Source organism: Proteus sp. TSJ240517 (genome assembly GCF_047921575.1).
Lineage (GTDB): Bacteria > Pseudomonadota > Gammaproteobacteria > Enterobacterales > Enterobacteriaceae > Proteus.
Genome location: NZ_JBLRMH010000005.1, coordinates 20527 through 40807, shown reverse-complemented (window position 1 = coordinate 40807; position 20281 = coordinate 20527). Strand labels below are relative to the sequence as shown.

Genomic DNA, 20281 nt, shown 5'->3' with positions numbered 1-20281 from the left:
ATGATAAAAAAATATCTCAATCCTCCCTTTACCCCACAAAAACCCCTGTTTACTTAATGATGAAACTGAAAATAAATTTTGACAAAACGTAAAAAATAGATAAAAAAGTAAAAATAAAAGCAACCGATTGATAATCATGAATTATTTTTAATTTTTGATTATTTTTTATTTTTACACTTAAAATAAGAATTCTATTTTTAATGTTGTGATAATAATATTTAAAATAATATTTAATTTTTATTAATTAATTATTTAATTTAAGAATAAATTCTTTTCTCTATTCTTATTATTTCTCTTTCTTTTATTTAATAATAATTTTGTTAAAATTTATAGTATTTTTATATATTGAAAAATAATAAGAAAAATAAGTAAATTTAAAATAATAGTTGTTTTATCAATGTGTTCAGATTAAACATAATATTTGTCTCACTTCTCACCCACCAAATGTTAACAAAATTAACTCAATGTTTTGATTTTGTAAATAACCACACTTTTTATATAGATATAAAAAGAATAAAATTCTAAAAATAACTAAACCCGATAGTATCCATTAATAATTTACTTATTTTTTATTTCCTCTTTCTTTTTTTCTTTTTCGAAGATGGCCTCATTTCTTTCATTGTTATTACGACTCAAAGCGCCTTAACTGGAAAATTGAGCTTTAAAGTGTTAAAACAATGCCTTATTTCTAAACAAAAATATCGCTAATCGCTCGGAAGAGATAATACTATTATGTCAAAAAGTACCATCCGTATTGCTACCCGCCAAAGCCCTCTTGCTATGTGGCAGGCGCTCTATGTGAAAGAACAACTACAACTTGCTCATCCAGGTTTAGTCGTCGAATTAATACCGATGGTCACTAAAGGTGACATCATTTTAGATACACCTTTAGCTAAAGTAGGTGGCAAAGGGCTATTTGTAAAAGAGTTAGAACTTGCCCTACTTGAATCACGCGCAGATATTGCCGTTCACTCTATGAAAGATGTTCCTATTGATTTCCCAGAAGGCTTAGGGTTAGTGACTATTTGTGAACGCGAAGATCCTCGTGATGCCTTTGTCTCTAATCATTATGATTCTTTAGAACAACTTCCTGCGGGTAGTATTGTAGGCACATCCAGTTTACGTCGCCAATGCCAATTAAAAGCACAGCGCCCTGACCTGATTATTCGTGATTTACGTGGTAATGTCGGTACTCGTTTAGGGAAACTAGATAATGGTGATTATGATGCCATTATTCTTGCCGTTGCTGGCTTAAAACGCCTAGGTCTTAACGAACGTGTTCGTACACCATTATCTGCTGAGCAATCTTTACCTGCGGTTGGGCAAGGTGCAGTGGGAATTGAGTGTCGCTTAGATGATAATGAAACTCGTCAGTTATTAGATGCACTAAACCATTCTCGCACTGCAATTTGCGTTAAAGCAGAGCGTGCAATGAATACTCGTCTTGAAGGCGGTTGCCAAGTTCCGATTGGAAGCTATGCCATTTGGCAAAATGACAAAATTTGGTTACGTGCTTTAGTCGGTTCTCCTGATGGCGAAACTATTTTGCGTGGTGAGCGCTTAGTGTCTCCAGAATACGCTGAAACTGCGGGTATCTCACTGGCTGAAGAGCTTTTAGATAAAGGTGCACGAGCCATTTTAACGGCAGTGTATCAAGGCAGCACACCTGCATGAGTATTTTAGTTACTCGCCCCAACCCAGCAGGAAAGGCATTAACCCAACGTTTAATTGATGCGGGAAAAACAGCCTTTCAAGCACCTTTAATAGAGATCACCGCAGGTCGTGAGCTCCCTTTATTAGATGCTAAACTAAAAGGATTAAGGGCGGGTGATTGTGTATTTTTACTTTCTAAAAATGCGGTGTCATACGCAAACTGGCAGCTAAATCAATTACAACAATCATGGCCAGATACGCTATCCTATTATGGAATAGGTCAAAGCACAGCGAAAGATTTCCAACATTTAAGCAGTCTTCCAATTTGCTACCCTGAGCAAGGAGAAACCAGCGAAGATCTTCTTGACCTTCCTGAGCTTAATCAGGTGAAAAACAAGCAAATATTACTGCTTAGAGGTAACGGTGGTCGTGACTTACTCGCAACAACATTGAGCCAACGAGGCGCAATCGTTGATGAATGCGAATGTTACCAACGCCTATTTATTCATTATTCCCCTGAAGACTTTGCGCTTCAATGGGAAAAAGCACAGGTTGATACGCTTGTTGTCACTAGCGGTGAAATGTTACAACAACTCTTTGATCTGGTCGCTGAATCTAAAAAAGCATGGCTGTTAAACTGCCATTTACTTGTGGTCAGTGAACGATTAGCAACAATAGCAAAAACATTAGGGTGGGAAACTGTCACCGTTGCTGAAAGTGCCAATAATGATGCTTTATTTCATGCATTAATATAGAACCTAAATGAGACGCCGATATGACGGAACAGAAAAATACAAATGATAATGACTTGCCAAAAGATGCAGCTAAAGCTGATGAGAATGTCCGCTATCAGGAAGTCAAACCTGTTAATAACAAGCGCTCAGGTCTAATTGGAAGTGCTGTTGCTATCCTTGTTATTTTGGCAATCGGTGGTAGCCTTTACTATTACACCAATCAACAAGCATCAAAGCTGAGTGTAGAAAATCAATCACTCAAATCTGAGCTTACCCAATTACAACAACTCCAAAATACGTATCAACAACGCTTTGACAATATTGATAGTATGTTTGACTCACAAAAACAGACTATCAATAAATTACAAAACGAACGCCAAACAACAGAGCGCCAAATTCAAGATCTACAAACACGCTTTGCCGCTATTTCTAGTGCAGATGTCAAAAGTTGGCTATTAGCACAAGCCGATTTTATGGTGAAAATGGCTGGTCGTAAGTTATGGAATGATCAAGATGTTGTGACCGCCGTGAGTTTACTAAAAGGTGCTGATAGTAGCTTAGCGGAAATGAACGATCCGAGTTTACTTGAGATCCGTCGTGCTATTAATGAAGATATCAGCAGTTTAGCTGCTCTCACCAAAATTGATAATGATGGCATCATCTTACAATTAAACCAGTTAGCGAATCAGGTTGATAATCTCCGTTTAGCTGATCTTGAGCGTAATGGCTCCCCAATGGATAAAAACGATGAAACCATTTCAGGTTCACTTTCTGATTGGAAAGAGAATCTAAGTAAAAGCTGGAAAAGCTTTATGGATGATTTTATTACTATTCGTCGCCGTGATACCGCTGCCGCTCCTTTATTAGCACCGAATCAAGATGTCTATTTACGTGAGAATATCCGTTCACGTTTATTAATTGCTTCTCAAGCCGTGCCTCGTCACCAAACTGAAACTTATCAGCAATCACTGGAAGCGGTATCCACTTGGGTACGTGCTTATTTTGATACCTCTGATCCAAGTACAACTGCATTTTTAGATACGGTTTCTGAATTAGAGAAACAGCCTATTACGCTTGCAATGCCATCAGAATTGAAGAGCCCGACATTGCTAGAAAAACGTGTAGAAAAACAAATTCGCAATTTACTGGCACAAAATGAGTATGCAGAACCACAAGTTGCTGGAGCACAAGCTGTTGAAGCCCAAGATGCCCAAGCCGTAGAAGCTGAACATAATGCATCAGAAAGCGTACAAGATGTTGCAGCTGATAGTACAACTGTTGATGCACCAGTAACACAACAAGGAGAATAAGCTTATGTTAAAAATACTGCTCCTTTTTGTGGTGCTTATTGCGGGCATCATTTTTGGCCCACTATTGGCAGGCCATCAAGGTTATGTACTTATACAAACTGATGATTGGGATATTGAAACCAGTGTAACCAGCCTTGTCATTATGTTTGTTTTACTACAATTAGCATTGTTACTGATTGGTTGGAGTTATCGCCGATTCATTGGTACAGGCTCAAAAGCATATAGTTGGTTTTCTTTCCGTAAACGTAATCGCGCACGCAAACAAACCAGCATGGCATTAATGAAATTAGCGGAAGGTGATTTTAAAGAAGTTGAAAAACTAATGAGCCGTAATGCAGATTATGCAGAGCAGCCTGTTGTAAACTACCTGTTAGCCGCTGAAGCCGCACAACAACGTGGTGATGAATTCCGAGTTCAACAACACCTCGAACGTGCAGCTGAGCTTGCCGATACCAATCAGCTTCCTGTTGATATCACTCGAGTGCGTATTTTATTAGCACAAAACGAAAATCACGCTGCGCGTACTGGGGTTGATGAGTTATTAAATCAAGTGCCACGTCACCCAGAAGTGTTACGTCTTGCAGAAGTCGCTTATACACGAACAGCAGCTTGGCAAGCACTGCTTGATATCATTCCTTCCATGCAAAAAATTGCATTACACACAGATGATGAACTAGAGCAATTACGCCAAAAAGCCTATATCGGTATTATGGGACAGAAGATGTCCGAAAATGGCTGTGATGGACTGAAAAATTGGTGGAAAGCACAACCGCGTAAAGTACATCATGATAATGCATTGCGTGTCGTTTTGGCTGAACACCTTATTGAGTGTAACGATCCTGATACCGCTCAAACGATCATCTTAGACGGTATTAAACGCCAATATGATGAACGCTTGATCTTACTATTGCCTCGTTTAAAAAATACAGATGCCAATGTTATTATGAAAGTGCTTAATACATTAATTAAACAACATGGGCCAACGCCATTACTCAATAGCACATTAGGTCAGATAGCGATGCAACAAGGGAAATGGGCTCAAGCTGAAGAGGCTTTTCGTAATGCATTAAAGCAACGCCCTGATGTTCATGACTTTGCGTGGCTTGCTGATGCATTAGATAAACAGAAAAAATCTGAAGAGTCGGCGAAAGTGCGTAAAGATGCTTTATTAATGACACTGAAAAAGGATTCTGTCATTTTTGAAGAGCCTAAAAAAAGTAAATAAGCTTATTCGATAAGAACGTGATCATAAATCGTTTAATCACCTGATCTAAAAACCCTCTTTTATTAATTATTGAGGGTTTTTTTATGTGATTTAAAAGACACGTTGAAATAACAACACCACTTCCACACATAAAGTCAAAAACACATACACCCAAGCAATACGATAAAAGCGAGTGGGTATTCCCTTCTCATTTTCTTGCTTAAATGACAGATAATGTTTTCTCGCTTGATAAAACACGACGATATAAATCAGTGCGATCCCCTGACAAAGAAAAGCCACATATTTAGCCCATGATTTTCCACCAATAATAAGCATGATAAGAGGGATCAAAAAGAACAATAATGGGCCAAACTTCTCTATAAGAAAGAGTTTTTCTTGTGCAAGATATGCTTTTTGTTTATTTATCATATTGATGCTATCTCCAATCTACCCTTGCGCTGGATAATAGCGTGATAATGCGGTGAATACAAAATGGATGAGTGGTTGATATATAAAAAAACGCCTGTATAAAACTATACAGGCGTATAAATATACAATCAGGTCTACAGACGGATGGTGCCTCACTCAACGTTTCGTCCTGTTGATGATGAATGATGTTCATCGTTAACGTGGACGTAGGCACCGAATAATCGGCTCTGCATCATTCCTAGGTTTATGAAGCCATATGCTGTCATAAGGAGTGGAATGAGCATCTACAATATACGTATTGCATTTAGCGTGCCAATTTTTCATTTTTTATTAAAAATATCCCCTATCGCTAAAAAGTATAAGATAACTTATTGAATTTTGGTTTTCCTTTCTGGCTTTACTCATTTTCAATGATAAAGACGCTATGGTTTGTGCTTTCACCATGCTATTGCTAAATAGAAAAGAAAATATAGGGTCTGATATACGTCTCTTTTTCACGACAAGAAAAACACACTGATTATTTAATTATTTAAAATCAATATGTTAAATGTCTCCTATTGGAGACATCAAAAATAGCAAGTGTTGGCATTTACCGACAAATAAAACAAAAAACTTATATTTCATATAGTTAAAATCAATTATTTTACGTATTTAACTCATCTTTTTATGAAGATTAAAATTCGGTAATAAATTAAATTATTAATAACCCTTAAGTGACAAGGGTGGCATTTCCGTTAAAAACATCATTTTGGTTTTCTTATCTGGAACACATAACAAGAAATAAAAAATATGGATAAGAGTAACGACTTATAGAAGTAGAAGTAGAAGTAGAAGTAGAAGTAGAAGTAGAAGTAGAAGTAGAAGTAGAAGTAGAAGTAGAAGTAGAAGTAGAAGTAGAAGTAGAAGTAGAAGTAGAAGTAGAAGTAGAAGTAGATATGGTATAGCGGTTTTTAAAAAGTAAATCGTAGATACGAAAAAGCCTCGATATAATCGAGGCTTTTTCTTATTGGTCGGCGAGAGAGGATTCGAACCTCCGACCCACTGGTCCCAAACCAGTTGCGCTACCAGGCTGCGCTACTCGCCGTCTGCATCACTGCTCTTATCTTGTTTATTGGTGCGAAGGGGGGGACTTGAACCCCCACGTCCGTTAGAACACTAACACCTGAAGCTAGCGCGTCTACCAATTCCGCCACCCTCGCATAAACAATAACTAAGATAAGATGGGGTGGCTAATGGGACTCGAACCCACGACAACTGGAATCACAATCCAGGGCTCTACCAACTGAGCTATAGCCACCATAACAGCTATCTTATTACTTCTTACAACAACGCTCTTCACCGTAACTCTTAGCACGCTTTAATGGCGCGCCCGACAGGATTCGAACCTGAGACCTCTGCCTCCGGAGGGCAGCGCTCTATCCAGCTGAGCTACGGGCGCTTCACGCCGTTGCGGGAGAGGATAGTACGGATTTACGCTCTGTCTGTCTAGTGCTTTTTGAAAAAAAAAGTTTGTTTGACGATAGTTTGTGCATTTCGTCGATAAATGGAGCGTTTTTACACGCTAAACGCCCCGTCAGTATAATAATTAAACAAGTAAGATGCTAGATAAATGCATGAATAAATCATTTAATCAGCCCCACCTAACAAAAAAGACGCTATTACTATTACAATTTATTGGAATAATAATACCCAACGAATTTTAACAGCTTAAATTGACGCTTAATTCGACTTGGTTGTGATAACAAACGATATAACCACTCTAATCCAAGATTTTGCCATGCTTTTGGTGCTCTCTTAACATGACCCGTAAACACATCATAAGTCCCACCGACACCCATATATAATGCATCAGGATAAATTTCACGACATGCACGAATAAACAACTCTTGCTTAGGTGATCCCATGGCTATAGTCACTATCTTCGCACCAGAGGCCTTTATACGCTCAAATAACGCCTCTCTATCTTGTGGTGTGAAGTAACCGTTCTGGCTACCCACAATGTTTACGTTCCACTGTGCTTTAAGCTTATCTTCGGTTTGCGAAAGAATTTCAGGTTTACCACCGACAAGAAAGACAGGTGTTCCCTCTTTACCTGCTCTTTCCATTAACGCTTCCCATAAATCCGCACCAGCAATACGAGAAACATTTGCATCAGGATATTTACGACGAATACCTCGCACAACACTGATACCATCTGCATAAAGATAATCAGCTTCATTGAGTAGCTCATTGAGTGCTGAGTCTGTTTCTGCTGTGAGAATTTTTTCTGCGTTAATGGCAATCAGAGAGCCACTTTTTATTTGTGCTCCTTCATAGAGATAATCCAGAAAATGAGCCATATCGCGAAATCCCCAGATATTATGTCCACGGATTGAATACTTCGGAATTGAATTGGATCCCATTACTTTTCCTTTTTCTCTAAACGAGGTTCACTTTGTAGTTGACGAGTCACGTAATTGCGTACCAATCCCGCACTTTCAAATAACCAATAAAGCAGTTTTGCGACCACTAAACATAAACCAAAAACTAAACAGAAGAACACAACACGAGAGACGAACGAATCGACCCCTTCTCGTGCTAAAACAATCATATTAAAAATCGCCCCAAAGCAAAAAGCTTGTAAGATAGCAGACTTATAGCGATTGCTCTCACTCAACCCTTGCTGGTATAGCCAATCAAACCATTTAATAATCAACCCGACTACGATGGCACCTAATGGGATAAAGACAACGCCCCCCATCACAACCAACGAGCCAATTAAGGTTGGCGAAATAGCAAGACCCGCATGGTAATTAAGCACTTCCCACGTAAAGTAATTTGCAGAGTTCAGTACAACATCTGGGCGTTCAGGCCAAACCCAAGAAGGAATAAAAACATAAAAATCACGAATTATCGGAGCAAGTCCTTGGAACTCAATCTTGTCATAGTTATCAAGTAACAACGCTAAGTTTTCCCAAGGAGAGAACGTATCACGAGTAAGGTACAAGAAAGTATAGAATGCCTCGGCACCACTCACATCAAGACCATAGCGTTTTAATGCCAACCAGAACATTCCAACGATACTCATAACCCCCGCTGCAACCAGCATCCACAAGGTTATCCAGCCACGAACAATACCGATAAACAAAAACAGCGCAAAAGCGATGATGATATTGGCGCGCGTTCCACCCACGATAATGTAAGTTAAGATCCCAAAACCTACCGTCGCACAAAGGAAGAAAATCCAGCGTTGTTGCGTTGGTTTTAAGAAATAAACCACCAGCATTGCGGGAATAAAGAAATAGAAAAAGCGCTTAAGCGCGACACCTGACACTTGGCTTGAAAAAATTTGGCTATACGTTTTGAGCTTAAAGAGTAAAAAGCCATTTTGCAGAAAGAAAATTCCGACGGTTACAAATGCGATTAATGCCAATAAAATCCAAGTGAGGTTGGTTTCTACTCTATTCATGGTAAATAACGACCTAGAAGGGCCGCTAACCGGTTTTCTCAACCTTACCTTATAAGTGACATAATAAATGGCATAGAAGCAGGTAGAAGCTAATAGCGCGTATAATAATGAATCAACCGGTACAACTGCGACATCAAATTGGAATACCAACATACAAGTCAGTGGAAAACCAAAATAAAAGGTCAGCAGATAGAGCATTGAGAAAAAAACATTAAAATTAAAGCGAACTCGACGAAATTCTTGATAAGTCAGCAATAAAATAAAACTTAAAGAGATAAAATAAACAAGTGCTAAGCCACCCAGTTCCGCCAATGTCATTGCGGCTCTCCTGTACTCATCTCAATTAGCTCTTTCCATCCGTCCGTAAAATTAGGCGCAAAGAAGGCAATATTTTGGCGATCAAGCATCAGTAATTGACGTTTAGCCTCTTCAATTAGCGCAACATCTAATTTATCACCCGAGAAAAAAACAGGAACATTTTGCTCAGTTAAATCCTGCCAAAATGGGTTTTGACGACTAATAACAAAAGGGATCGCAAATTGAATAAGCAGACAAAGCGTGCCGATACCTTGTTGACGATGGAAAATAAAATAGCCTAAATCACATGTTTTCAATAACGTAAGATAATCATCAAATGCCAATTTATCACGTAATATTTCAACCTGATTATATGGAAGCAACTGGCCAGCTGCTTGGGTTACTTCATCAATATAAACGTGATTATTTTCAGGATATCCCATTGGAATAATCACTTTTGCGCGTGTTCCATATTGCTCTGCAATCGCCTGTAAAGCTTCAATATGACGATTCGATCTATCCCCTGAATTACCCACAATAATGGTGATTTGTTTTTCATCAATAGGCGCTTTTTCTGTTACCGTCAGCGCAGGATCCATTCTTGTTGGAAAATAGAGCAAACTGGCTGGAATATTAACGTTAAATTGCGCGAAGTAATTTAGATCACCTCGTGTACCAAATACTCGCCCCACACGCTTTTGAGCAAGTTTACGAAGAAGATAAAAGAGTCTAAATTTTAGCTGTTTAGAATCCTGATATAAATCAGCACCCCAAATATGCCACCAAAATTGATGACGTTTAATCTTGCCAGTCAATAATGCCAGCCAAATAGGCGCATTAAACTGACCTAAAAAAAGGAATCGTTGGTGAGTATCGGCTTTTGCCAATGTAACCACTCTCTGTGCAACCTGCTTTTTATCAGCTAAACACTCAATATCTAAAGCTGGATAGCTTTCTTGCAGTGAAGTATTTTTACTGGCAACGATAAAACGAGGTTTATACGTTAACCCCGCCTCAGTCACGAGGTGGTCGTTAAAAAACCGTAACATTGTGTTGTTATGATGCACAATGTCTGAACCTAGTACGTAAATCAAAGTTGTCATTTGCGCCTGCAATAAATCACGAAAACAGAACTACAGAGAAGGAAGTAAATAATATACGTTGCCATATAGGCTTGAGCTGCACCCAGTGCGCCATGCTCAGGAATAAGCCAACGCGAAAATAGCGTTAATAAGGCAAACTGGCTTACTTCTGTAAGGATATAAAAACGTAGTGCCGCTTTTGCAATGACAAGATAGCCAAAGACATAGGCGCCTACTTTTAAAACATCACCGACAAGTTGCCATGCAAATAAATCACGCATAGCGACAAATTTATCTGAAAACAGTAACCAAATCGCAAAATCACGTAATAACCACACCATAAAGCTGGCAACAGCAACCGCAGGTAATACAAACTTCAGCGACTTTACTATCTCTTTAGTGATATCACTCTTTTGTGTTAATCGAGAGAGGGTTGGCAGTAAATAAACAGAGAAAGATGCCGTAATAAATTGTAAGTAAGCATCTGAAATGCTACTCACGCCTTGCCAAATCCCAACCTCATCCCAGCTATAATGTTTAGCCAATAGATTACGCATCATGATATAAGCGACTGGGAGCGTAATAGAGGTCAAAATAGCCATAATAGTAAATTTGCCAAGATGGCTGGCAATCGCTTTATCCCAGTGGGGTTTCAGCTCACTCAACGCGAAGCGTTTACGCTTTACTACTAAAAATGTAGCAGGAAATAAAATAAGTGCAGGCACTAATGCTAGTCCAATTAATGCACCGTGATAACTCGCAAATAAATAGCATAAATAATAAGCAACAACACCAATAATGCTACCTGCAATCACTGATAAGGCATTACCTGCCGCATCACGATAACCTTTTAATATGGCAAGAAAATAATTGCTATATGCAATTCCCATTTGAATAAAAGCAACAGCTCTTACAATATCCTGATATTGATGATAATCATCACCAAATAACACTTGGCTAATGGGGGCAGAAAAAAGAAGAAATAAAATAGCTAATAGTGTGGAAAACAGCAAAATCATGGATGATGAAGTACCCAACACTTTTTTGCGTTGAATATCATCATCTTGATATTGTGCGATTAATTTCGTCACACCATTAAAAATACCCGCACCAGACAAGACGCCTAGTACGGTGATTAATTGACGAAAGTTACCCGCTAATCCGACTCCTGTTGGACCAAAAGAGACAGCAAGTAACTTAACGACAAGCAGACCAGCCCCGATTTTTATCAGGGTTGATCCGGCTGTCCAAATCGATGCTTTGGCTAATGACATAATTAAGCAAAAAAGTCGCGAATATGACCAATAACAGTCTGTTGCTCTTCTTCTGTCATGTTGTAGAACATAGGTAAACGCACTAAACGCTCACTTTCTCGCGTTGTGAAAATATCTTCACCGTCAAAGCGACCAAACTTCATACCTGCTGGGCTGGTATGTAATGACACATAGTGGAATACCGTTAAGACACCATGCTCTTTCATGTAGTCATTAAACGCGGTACGTTGCTCGATATCTTTCAGTTTGATATAGAACATATGTGCATTGTGTTCTAACCCTTCAGGAACGATTGGAAGCGCCAATAAGCCTTTTTCTGCTAATGGTGTCAATGCATCATAGTAAATCTGCCAAAATGCTAAACGACGCTCATTAATTTTTTCAGCTTCTTCAAGTTGAGCCCACAGATAAGCTGCTTGTAAGTCTGACATTAAATAGCTAGAACCAATATCTCGCCAAGTATATTTATCTACCTGACCACGGAAAAATTGGCTGCGGTTAGTGCCTTTTTCACGGATAACTTCTGCGCGATTGATTAAATCAGGATCGTTAATTAACGTTGCACCACCCTCACCACCTGATGAGTAGTTTTTAGTCTCATGGAAGCTATAGCAACCAATATGACCAATCGTGCCAAGCGCTTTGCCCTTGTAAGTTGACATGACACCTTGTGCAGCATCTTCAATCACGAATAGATTATGTCTTTTCGCAATCGCCATAATGGTATCCATTTCACACGCAACACCTGCGTAATGAACAGGCACTATCGCGCGCGTTTTATTTGTGATTGCTGCTTCAATTTTTGTTTCATCAATATTCATAGTATCTGGACGAATATCAACGAAAACAATCGTTGCGCCACGTAATACAAACGCATTAGAGGTCGAAACAAAGGTAAAACTTGGCATGATGACTTCATCGCCAGGCTTGATATCTAATAAGATGGCAGCCATTTCAAGCGATGCTGTACAAGAAGGCGTTAACAGCGTTTTATGACAATGAAATTGTTCTTCTAACCACTTTTCACATTTCTTTGTGAAATTGCCATCACCACAGAGCTTGCCACTTTCCATAGCCTGTTTCATATATTCTAATTCTGTGCCGACAACGGGTGGTTTATTAAACGGAATCATATTATCCCCTGTATAACCAATAAGTGGTGCTCTCTATTAAGCCCCCACTGTGTGTGTATAAACGCGAAGCTGCAATATTGCTGATCTGTGTTGCAACATATAAGGTTGAAATACTTTGTTGTTGACACCAAAACTTCGCGACCGACATCAGTTGTTTACCAATGCCTTGTCCTATTCTGTTGGGCATTACTGCGAGTAATCCCACTCTTGCTTCACTTTCAGATATTTGACGTAAAGTGACAAAACCACTCACGTTATTTTCAGCATCACAAGTCAGTAAACAGATATCATCGAACGTACCTAACACTGCTTTTTTAACCCATAATGCATAAAAACGACTGCTATCGCCTTCTTGATACCAAGGTGTTCTAAAACGACTTTGTATAAAAGCTTCTGAAGCCGTTGCCATCAATAAATCGATATCATCTTCATTGGCTTTTCTAAAACAATATTCCGTCGCTTTCTTACAAGCATTTTCTGTGCCAATTGAAAGTTTAAAATCAATTTCACCTTCCGCAAATTGAAAACCTAATTGGCTGAGTTTATCGATGAGAGAAAGCTCATGAGATGCGACTTTAGCTTGAACTACAGCAAAAGCGTCAAGTTGTTCGTCTGTTAACACGGGCGCTTGTGTATCAAACTCAAGGCGCCCTGTTTTGAGGGAGAAATACTCACTTTCCCACTCAAGATAATTAATATTGGCGAGGACGGACATGTAATAAATCCAATAGATAGCGGCCATAACCTGTTTTAGACAGTGATTTTGCGCTTTCTCTTACTTGGTCATCACTGAGCCAACCATTGCGCCAAGCAATCTCTTCAAGACACGCCACTTTAAATCCTTGGCGTTTTTCAACGGTTTGAACAAAGGTACTGGCTTCAATTAAACTATCGTGAGTTCCGGTATCTAACCACGCAAAACCACGTCCCAGTAGTTCAACGTTAAGCTCACCACATTCAAGATACATCTGATTAATCGACGTAATTTCTAATTCACCACGAATCGAAGGTTTGACTCGTTTGGCAAAATCAACCACACGGTTATCGTAGAAATAAAGCCCTGTCACCGCCCAATTAGACTTAGGCTGTTCTGGTTTCTCTTCAATGGATAACACTTTGAAATCATCGTCAAATTCAACGACACCAAATCGCTCAGGATCCATCACTTGATAACCAAACACAGTTGCACCACGTTCACGTTGTGCAACTTGTTTCAGTTTTGGACTAAACCCTTGACCAAAATAGATATTATCGCCTAAAACTAAACAGCAATGGTCATCATCAATAAATTCCTCGCCCAAAATAAAGGCTTGGGCTAAGCCATCAGGAGATGGCTGAATTTTATATTGAAGACGAACACCAAATGCAGAACCATCACCCAATAAGCGCTGAAATGAGGTCATATCATCTGGTGTTGTGATGATCAAAATATCTCGAATGCCAGCAAGCATCAGAACTGAAAGCGGATAATAGATCATGGGCTTATCATAGATAGGTAATAACTGCTTCGATACCCCTTTGGTTATCGGATGCAGTCGTGTACCAGAACCACCCGCTAAAATAATACCTTTCATCATTTATCCTTCTTTACTTAATCAGTTCCCAAGCCCTAGACGTTCACCTGCATAAGAGCCATCAAGCACACGTTTCCACCAAGTTTCGTTATTTAAATACCACAACACGGTTTTACGAATGCCTGATTCAAATGTCTCTTCTGGTTTCCAACCTAATTCAGCTTCAATTTTCGCTGCATCAATGGCGTAACGTAGATCATGACCCGGTCTGTCTTTCACATACGTGATTAAATCAACATATTGAGCAACGCCTGCGGGTTTGTTCGGGTATAGCTCTTCAAGTAACGCACAAATTGTTTTCACAACATCAATATTACGACGCTCATTATGACCGCCAATATTGTAGGTTTTACCCGGTGTTGCCGTTGTTGCGACTAAATAAAGCGCACGAGCATGATCTTCAACATAGAGCCAATCACGGATCTGTTCACCTTTACCATAAACAGGTAATGGTTTTCCTGAAATCGCATTTAAGATAATTAATGGGATTAATTTTTCAGGAAAATGGTAAGGACCATAGTTATTTGAGCAATTGGTAATTACAGTTGGTAAGCCATAAGTCCGTAACCAAGCACGCACTAAGTGGTCACTTGAGGCCTTAGAAGCAGAATATGGGCTACTTGGTGCATAAGGCGTTGTTTCAGTGAAGAAGTCGTCTGTACCTTCTAAATCGCCATACACTTCATCTGTTGAGATATGGTGGAACCGAAATGCCGTTTTCTTTTCTTGTGGTAAAACTTGCCAAAAGTGGCGAGCTGCTTCCAATAAGGTGTAAGTGCCAACAATATTGGTTTCAATAAACGCAGCAGGACCATCAATAGAGCGGTCAACATGGCTTTCTGCCGCTAAGTGCATCACAACATCTGGCTGATATTGAGCAAATAAGCGGTCAAGCTCGGCTCTATCACAGATATCGACTTGCTCAAAAGCATAACGTTCACTGTCGGCTACAGTTGCTAATGACTCTAAATTACCGGCATAAGTTAGTTTATCCACCACAACAACGCTGTCATTGGTGTTTTCAATAATATGTCGAACAACAGCAGAGCCGATAAAACCGGCTCCGCCTGTCACTAGAATGCGTTTCAACGCCATACTCCTTTAGTATCTACAATCCATTTTTGAGTGATTTTACTACCAGGGATCGCTTTAAATTGTTGGTGATCAACTAACATTAAGACAATATCAGCGTCTTTCAGAGCTTGTTCTGTTGATACTAACTCTGTGATCCCTTTCAGTTTTGTTGGTAATTCATGAATATTAGGTTCAACCGCAAACGTAGTACCACTGTGCCAATCAGCAACTTGTTTAGTGATATTCATCGCTGGGCTTTCACGTAAGTCATCGATATTAGGCTTAAAGGCTAAACCAAAGCAGGCAATTTTAATTTCGTTTGCACGTTTACCTGTTTCAGTAAGGCAATCTGCAACAGCGGCTTTAACTTGATCGATAACCCACACTGGTTTGCCATCATTGACTAAACGCGCAGTGTGAATTAAACGAGATTGTTTTGGATTTTGTGACACGATAAACCAAGGGTCAACAGCGATACAGTGTCCGCCAACGCCTGGACCTGGTTGTAAAATATTGACGCGAGGATGGCGGTTCGCCAAGCTAATTAGCTCCCACACATTAATATCTTGGTCAGCGCAGATCAGTGATAATTCATTAGCAAACGCAATATTAACATCACGGAAGCTATTTTCAGTCAGCTTACACATTTCTGCGGTACGTGCATTGGTGATAACACATTCACCTTCAAGGAAAATTTTGTACAACTCACTCGCACGTTCTGAAGATTTACGGTTCATCCCACCGACAACACGGTCATTGCGGATAAGTTCAATCATCACTTGACCCGGTAATACACGCTCAGGGCAGTAAGCAACATCGATATCAGCATCTTCACCTTGTTGATGAGGGAAAGTTAAATCTGGGCGAGCTTCTGCTAACCACTCTGCCATTTTTTCAGTAGAACCAACTGGTGAGGTTGATTCTAGAATAATAAGATCACCTTTCTTCAGTACAGGTGCGATAGAGCGGGCAGCTGCTTCAACATAAGCCAAATCAGGCTCATGCTCACCTTTAAATGGTGTAGGTACAGCAATAAGGTAAGCATCTGCTGGTTGTGGCGTGGTATAGGCTTTTAAATGACCTTCTTCAACCGCTTGTTTAACGACTTTATCAAGATCAGGCTCAACAATGTGAATTTGACCTTTATTAATCGTATCAACTGCATGCTGATTAACATCAACACCGATGACGCTTTTTTTACGAGAGGCAAAAGCTGCCGCTGTAGGTAAACCAATGTAGCCGAGGCCGATAACAGAAATAGTTTCAAAACTCATAATGTCACCTGATTTTTTTTCAATGCTTCAAGAATACGTTGGCAGGCATGACCATCACCGTAAGGGTTTGTCGCCTTACTCATTTGGTGATACGCGTTTTCGTCTGTCAATAAAGAAGTTACTTCGCTAACAATACGTTTAGTATCTGTTCCGACTAAACAAACAGAGCCCGCCTCAACAGCTTCTGGGCGTTCTGTTGTGTCTCGCATTACAAGAACAGGCTTACCTAATGAAGGAGCTTCTTCTTGAATTCCACCAGAGTCGGTCAAAATAAGGTAAGCATGGTTCATTAAGTAAACGAATGGGAGATAATCTTGTGGCTGGATCAGCTTAATATTATCAATACCATGAAGGATCCGTTGAACAGGCTCACTCACATTAGGATTTAAGTGAACAGGATAAACAACTTCTACATCAGGGTGTGCTAATGCAATTTCAGCTAAAGCTTGGCAGATACGTTCAAAACCACCACCAAAGCTTTCTCGACGATGTCCTGTTACCAAGATCATTTTCTTATCAGGCTGAATAAATGGATAGTTTACAGCAAGCTCATTTAAGAGTGTTTGATTGCCCATCACTCTGTCACTTACCCAAAACAACGCATCAATTACCGTATTCCCCGTGACAAAAATATTTTTATCCGCAACCGCTTCTCGTACCAAATTTAATTTTGCAGTTTCTGTTGGTGCGAAATGATACATTGCAAGATGACCTGCAATAGTACGGTTTGCCTCTTCAGGCCAAGGGGAGTAAAGATTGCCAGTACGTAGCCCAGCCTCCACATGACCAACGGGAATTCGTTGATAAAATGCGGCTAAACTTGCTGCCATGGTCGTTGTTGTATCACCATGTACCAAAACAACATCAGGTTGAAATGACGCTAATACCGGTTTTAACCCTTCTAAAATACGACAGGTAATATCCGTTAAATCTTGTCCTGGTTTCATAATATTGAGATCGTAATCTGGTTTGATCTCAAAAAGATTTAATACCTGATCAAGCATTTCTCGATGTTGGGCCGTAACACATACCTTCGCTTCAAACGAATCATCATTTGCTAAAGCGTGCACTAAAGGTGCCATTTTTATCGCTTCAGGGCGTGTGCCAAAAACAGTCAACACTTTCACAGTGGCTCTCTTTTTTTTCATTGTTATATCGCTTATTTTTGGGAAAGCAATATGCCCTTATTCTCAATACATCAAGTGCCGAAACACCTGATGTCTCGTTATTGTCATCAATGACAAAATTTAATTATTATTTTTTTAATGAACTGCGTCTTACTAATGCAACACCTGCACCCGCTAAAATACCAATAGCGCCCCAAAGTACCATCATAAAGGCACGGCGAGGACTATCACGTTTCACAGGATCTTCAGGGGTACGTAGAAAACGGTAAGTTTGGAAGCTGTCTTGTAATTTGGCGCCCACAGCAAGGGTCGCTAACATTGCCGTATTTTGATCATAATCACTATCAAAATCAGCACCTGTTGCAACTAAAGTTTCTAGCTGTGATTGCAACAGCGGGACACCTAACAAAAACAGTTTAGAATCTGGTAACTCATCAATCGCAATCGAGGTTTGTTTTTGAGAAATACCTTGTTTCTCAGCCACTTTGATTGATTGCTCTAATAAGTTAATTTGGCGTTGATACGCAGATTGAGCCGCCATTTCTTGACGTTTAACTAGCGCTTTCATTGATTGAGTTCTAGTTGCCCAAGCTGTTATCACTTCATCATTAAGATGGGTAGCTGCTCTCTTATTAGCAAAAGCAATATACTCATTTAATAATTGGCTCGCTTCTTTTGATGTTTCCGCAATAAGTTTTAGTTGATCATTAACTAATTTTTTCTCATCGGCAGGCGTAAATTGAATATTGTTAATTAACTCATCCAATAACGCAGCATTAGCCTGTTCATCACTCTCTTTGCGCTGTTTAAAATAATCCGTTTGCAACCAAAATTCACGACGTGTATCAAACGCCGCGATTTGAGTAATAAACTCTTGATAAGCTTCATCTGAAATAGTTAAAGCTGAGGTTTGTGCAGCAGGATTAATCTGTGTATCAAGATTGCGCAAAAACTGAGATTGCGAATAATAACTGCCTAAGTTATTAATCGTTGGTTTCTCTGTCATTGCAATTGCACTCCATTTAGGTTGCATCAAATAAGATGCACCGAGTGCAATCACTGCAAAAAGCAGAGCGAACCCTATAATCCAGCTTTTTCCTGACCAAAGTGCACAAAAAAGACCTCGAATATCGAGTTCATTATCTGGCTGTTCACCCTGTCGGGAGGCGTTATTTTCCGAGTTCATCACGTTAAAAAACCTCTGCTTATATTAATGCTGTTGTGTTGCTCTACGTAAGCGACGCTTATGTCGTTTAATAAAACGAGCGACTCGCCACGCGCGTTTAATACAATAACCATACATAACAAATGCAAGCAAGAATAATGCCAACATAAACCATTCAGGTACAAATGGTAGGTTTTGACCGATAATACCAATTGCGGCTAATAAAGCTGCCGCCAACGTAATTAAAATAAAGGCTTGGCGAGAGGTAAACCCTGCACGCATAATCAAGTGGTGGATATGTTGACGGTCTGGTGAGAAAGGGCTCATCCCTTTGCGTAAACGACGGTACATAATTGCCACCATATCCATAAGAGGGATAGCAATTATCCATAATGCGGTTACCGCTTTAACAGGGCGAGGTTGAGTTTGTGTTGATGCGACCAATAACCAAATAATGGTAAATCCAATCAGTGTGCTTCCCGCATCTCCCATAAAGACTTTGAATTTTTTACCGCATAACCCTAAGTTTAAAAGGATATAAGGTAGAATTGCCGCGATAAATGAGAAGCACCAGAATGCAAGAGCTGAATTGCCACTTTGATATAATAAAATACCAAGCGCGCCAAAAGAGACACAAGAAAGACCACCTAATAACCCATCAATACCATCAACCATATTAAAGGCATTGATTGCTGCCCAAACAGCGAAAAGTGTAACAATATAGCCGAAAGGCCCTAAATGCATTTCCCAAGGACCAAAAGCATGACCCAGAGTGTCAAGTTTTAACCCTGCACCCACCATCATTACGATCCCAACAAAAGCCTGAATTGTAGCTCTAATTTTGACACTAATATCAAAGCGATCATCTAAAGCACCGATAAAAACAAGAAGTCCCGCACAAGCCAGATACAGTTCCTTATGAGGAATATAGATATCTGCAATATAAAATGCGAAAACAATACCAAAATAGACTGATATTCCGCCAACTAAGGGGATCAATCCATGATGTTTTTTACGATAATTCGGTTTATCCACGAGTCCAATTTTCTTTGCAATTTTACGAGCCAAAAATAAAAAAGCGAAAGAAAATAAGAACACATAAAAAATGCTTGTGCTCATTTTTAGTATATCCACAGTACTTGTTCTCTATAATAAATATAGCTGGTTATTTTACGCTTCCATGTGTTTTTATTCTTTTTTCCAGCCTCACCACGACGAGTTCATTCAAAACCCACCACCCTTCATCAATTATAAGTTTTCCTTAACTATTTTTATTGATGCCATCGCTATTTTTATCAATTACCAAAACATGCAATATATATACCAACATCGCGCTAAAATATTGCAATCTAAAATTGAATTACATCCATAAAAAACAAAAAAACGCCACAACTATTGTGGCGTTTTCATCATATCGTCATTCTTACAAAGTAAATGAGCTTAACAGCATATAAATTGAGGTGATATTACTTATTCTGTAACAGAGCACACTATTTTAATATT

The 20281-nt window shown here is 39.4% G+C and carries 17 protein-coding genes and 4 tRNA genes; 4 read left to right on the top strand and 17 right to left on the bottom strand.

The genetic code is table 11. The annotated features are described in order from the left end of the window. Positions 1-732: 732 nt before the first annotated feature. Genes hemC through hemY form a run of 4 tightly spaced genes read left to right on the top strand, consistent with a single transcriptional unit; the run spans position 733 to position 4922 of the window. Entirely contained in the window at positions 733-1674 is a 942-nt protein-coding gene (hemC, locus tag ACNARN_RS10095; protein ID WP_416304436.1) for a hydroxymethylbilane synthase, read from the top strand. Beyond that, positions 1671-2408, top strand: coding sequence for a uroporphyrinogen-III synthase (hemD, locus tag ACNARN_RS10090; RefSeq protein ID WP_196534392.1), 738 nt, complete (start codon positions 1671-1673; stop codon positions 2406-2408). The genes hemC and hemD overlap by 4 nt, the downstream gene beginning before the upstream one ends. A 20-nt stretch (positions 2409-2428) precedes the next feature. Next, the gene (gene hemX, locus ACNARN_RS10085) at positions 2429-3697 is read left to right on the top strand and encodes a uroporphyrinogen-III C-methyltransferase (RefSeq protein ID WP_416304435.1); all 1269 of its coding nucleotides are present in this window, start codon (positions 2429-2431) and stop codon (positions 3695-3697) included. Between the two features lie 4 nt (positions 3698-3701). Then, positions 3702-4922 carry a protoheme IX biogenesis protein HemY gene (gene hemY, locus ACNARN_RS10080; protein ID WP_196534390.1) on the top strand — a complete coding sequence of 407 codons (1221 nt, stop codon included), beginning with the start codon at positions 3702-3704 and terminating at the stop codon, positions 4920-4922. Between the two features lie 90 nt (positions 4923-5012). Here the strand turns inward: hemY and ACNARN_RS10075 are convergent, their stop codons facing one another. The 17 genes from ACNARN_RS10075 to wecA form a co-directional block, all read right to left on the bottom strand. Further along, the gene (locus tag ACNARN_RS10075) at positions 5013-5330 is read right to left on the bottom strand and encodes a hypothetical protein (protein WP_109372733.1); all 318 of its coding nucleotides are present in this window, start codon (positions 5328-5330) and stop codon (positions 5013-5015) included. A 1007-nt stretch (positions 5331-6337) separates the two neighbouring features. After that, positions 6338-6414 (bottom strand) — tRNA-Pro (locus ACNARN_RS10070). 28 nt (positions 6415-6442) lie between these two features. After that, positions 6443-6529 (bottom strand) — tRNA-Leu (locus tag ACNARN_RS10065). A 22-nt stretch (positions 6530-6551) separates the two neighbouring features. Then, a tRNA-His gene (locus tag ACNARN_RS10060) sits at positions 6552-6627 on the bottom strand. Positions 6628-6691: 64 nt separating this feature from the next. Beyond that, positions 6692-6768: transfer RNA gene (locus tag ACNARN_RS10055), tRNA-Arg, on the bottom strand. A gap of 226 nt (positions 6769-6994) precedes the next feature. Beyond that, entirely contained in the window at positions 6995-7732 is a 738-nt protein-coding gene (gene wecG, locus ACNARN_RS10050; protein ID WP_099076342.1) for a lipopolysaccharide N-acetylmannosaminouronosyltransferase, read from the bottom strand. Then, positions 7732-9096: an ECA oligosaccharide polymerase gene (gene wzyE / locus ACNARN_RS10045; RefSeq protein ID WP_198620249.1), complete on the bottom strand. Its 1365-nt coding sequence runs from the start codon at positions 9094-9096 to the stop codon at positions 7732-7734. Before wzyE ends, wecG begins: the two co-directional genes overlap by 1 nt. Beyond that, the gene (locus ACNARN_RS10040; protein WP_198620250.1) at positions 9093-10178 is read right to left on the bottom strand and encodes a TDP-N-acetylfucosamine:lipid II N-acetylfucosaminyltransferase; all 1086 of its coding nucleotides are present in this window, start codon (positions 10176-10178) and stop codon (positions 9093-9095) included. Before ACNARN_RS10040 ends, wzyE begins: the two co-directional genes overlap by 4 nt. Next, positions 10175-11431 carry a lipid III flippase WzxE gene (wzxE, locus tag ACNARN_RS10035; protein WP_416304434.1) on the bottom strand — a complete coding sequence of 419 codons (1257 nt, stop codon included), beginning with the start codon at positions 11429-11431 and terminating at the stop codon, positions 10175-10177. Before wzxE ends, ACNARN_RS10040 begins: the two co-directional genes overlap by 4 nt. Before the next feature lie 2 nt (positions 11432-11433). Then, entirely contained in the window at positions 11434-12564 is a 1131-nt protein-coding gene (rffA, locus tag ACNARN_RS10030) for a dTDP-4-amino-4,6-dideoxygalactose transaminase (protein ID WP_198620252.1), read from the bottom strand. 1 nt (position 12565) lies between these two features. Continuing rightward, positions 12566-13279, bottom strand: a complete 714-nt coding sequence (gene rffC / locus ACNARN_RS10025; RefSeq protein ID WP_198620253.1) for a dTDP-4-amino-4,6-dideoxy-D-galactose acyltransferase — start codon at positions 13277-13279, stop codon at positions 12566-12568. Then, complete coding sequence (rfbA, locus tag ACNARN_RS10020) at positions 13257-14138, bottom strand: glucose-1-phosphate thymidylyltransferase RfbA (protein ID WP_198620262.1); 882 nt, start codon at positions 14136-14138, stop codon at positions 13257-13259. The genes rffC and rfbA overlap by 23 nt, the downstream gene beginning before the upstream one ends. Before the next feature lie 21 nt (positions 14139-14159). Then, the gene (gene rffG, locus ACNARN_RS10015) at positions 14160-15227 is read right to left on the bottom strand and encodes a dTDP-glucose 4,6-dehydratase (protein ID WP_109372763.1); all 1068 of its coding nucleotides are present in this window, start codon (positions 15225-15227) and stop codon (positions 14160-14162) included. Then, positions 15224-16486, bottom strand: a complete 1263-nt coding sequence (wecC, locus tag ACNARN_RS10010; protein ID WP_270756063.1) for a UDP-N-acetyl-D-mannosamine dehydrogenase — start codon at positions 16484-16486, stop codon at positions 15224-15226. The genes rffG and wecC overlap by 4 nt, the downstream gene beginning before the upstream one ends. Further along, positions 16483-17613, bottom strand: coding sequence for a non-hydrolyzing UDP-N-acetylglucosamine 2-epimerase (wecB, locus tag ACNARN_RS10005; protein ID WP_416304459.1), 1131 nt, complete (start codon positions 17611-17613; stop codon positions 16483-16485). The genes wecC and wecB overlap by 4 nt, the downstream gene beginning before the upstream one ends. Before the next feature lie 127 nt (positions 17614-17740). Continuing rightward, the gene (gene wzzE, locus ACNARN_RS10000; protein ID WP_109372741.1) at positions 17741-18799 is read right to left on the bottom strand and encodes an ECA polysaccharide chain length modulation protein; all 1059 of its coding nucleotides are present in this window, start codon (positions 18797-18799) and stop codon (positions 17741-17743) included. Between the two features lie 24 nt (positions 18800-18823). After that, complete coding sequence (wecA, locus tag ACNARN_RS09995) at positions 18824-19912, bottom strand: UDP-N-acetylglucosamine--undecaprenyl-phosphate N-acetylglucosaminephosphotransferase (protein WP_198632446.1); 1089 nt, start codon at positions 19910-19912, stop codon at positions 18824-18826. Between the last annotated feature and the right edge of the window lie 369 nt (positions 19913-20281).

Excerpts from the sequence above, each read along its gene's own strand:
- wzzE (WP_109372741.1), bottom strand. The coding sequence starts at position 18,799 with ATGAACTCGGAAAATAACGCCTCCCGACAGGGTGAACAGCCAGATAAT.
- hemD (WP_196534392.1), top strand. The coding sequence starts at position 1,671 with ATGAGTATTTTAGTTACTCGCCCCAACCCAGCAGGAAAGGCATTAACC.
- rffA (WP_198620252.1), bottom strand. The coding sequence starts at position 12,564 with ATGATTCCGTTTAATAAACCACCCGTTGTCGGCACAGAATTAGAATAT.
- ACNARN_RS10040 (WP_198620250.1), bottom strand. The coding sequence starts at position 10,178 with ATGACAACTTTGATTTACGTACTAGGTTCAGACATTGTGCATCATAAC.
- wecC (WP_270756063.1), bottom strand. The coding sequence starts at position 16,486 with ATGAGTTTTGAAACTATTTCTGTTATCGGCCTCGGCTACATTGGTTTA.
- wzxE (WP_416304434.1), bottom strand. The coding sequence starts at position 11,431 with ATGTCATTAGCCAAAGCATCGATTTGGACAGCCGGATCAACCCTGATA.
- wecG (WP_099076342.1), bottom strand. The coding sequence starts at position 7,732 with ATGGGATCCAATTCAATTCCGAAGTATTCAATCCGTGGACATAATATC.
- ACNARN_RS10075 (WP_109372733.1), bottom strand. The coding sequence starts at position 5,330 with ATGATAAATAAACAAAAAGCATATCTTGCACAAGAAAAACTCTTTCTT.
- hemX (WP_416304435.1), top strand. The coding sequence starts at position 2,429 with ATGACGGAACAGAAAAATACAAATGATAATGACTTGCCAAAAGATGCA.
- rffC (WP_198620253.1), bottom strand. The coding sequence starts at position 13,279 with ATGTCCGTCCTCGCCAATATTAATTATCTTGAGTGGGAAAGTGAGTAT.
- rfbA (WP_198620262.1), bottom strand. The coding sequence starts at position 14,138 with ATGAAAGGTATTATTTTAGCGGGTGGTTCTGGTACACGACTGCATCCG.
- hemY (WP_196534390.1), top strand. The coding sequence starts at position 3,702 with ATGTTAAAAATACTGCTCCTTTTTGTGGTGCTTATTGCGGGCATCATT.
- wzyE (WP_198620249.1), bottom strand. The coding sequence starts at position 9,096 with ATGACATTGGCGGAACTGGGTGGCTTAGCACTTGTTTATTTTATCTCT.
- hemC (WP_416304436.1), top strand. The coding sequence starts at position 733 with ATGTCAAAAAGTACCATCCGTATTGCTACCCGCCAAAGCCCTCTTGCT.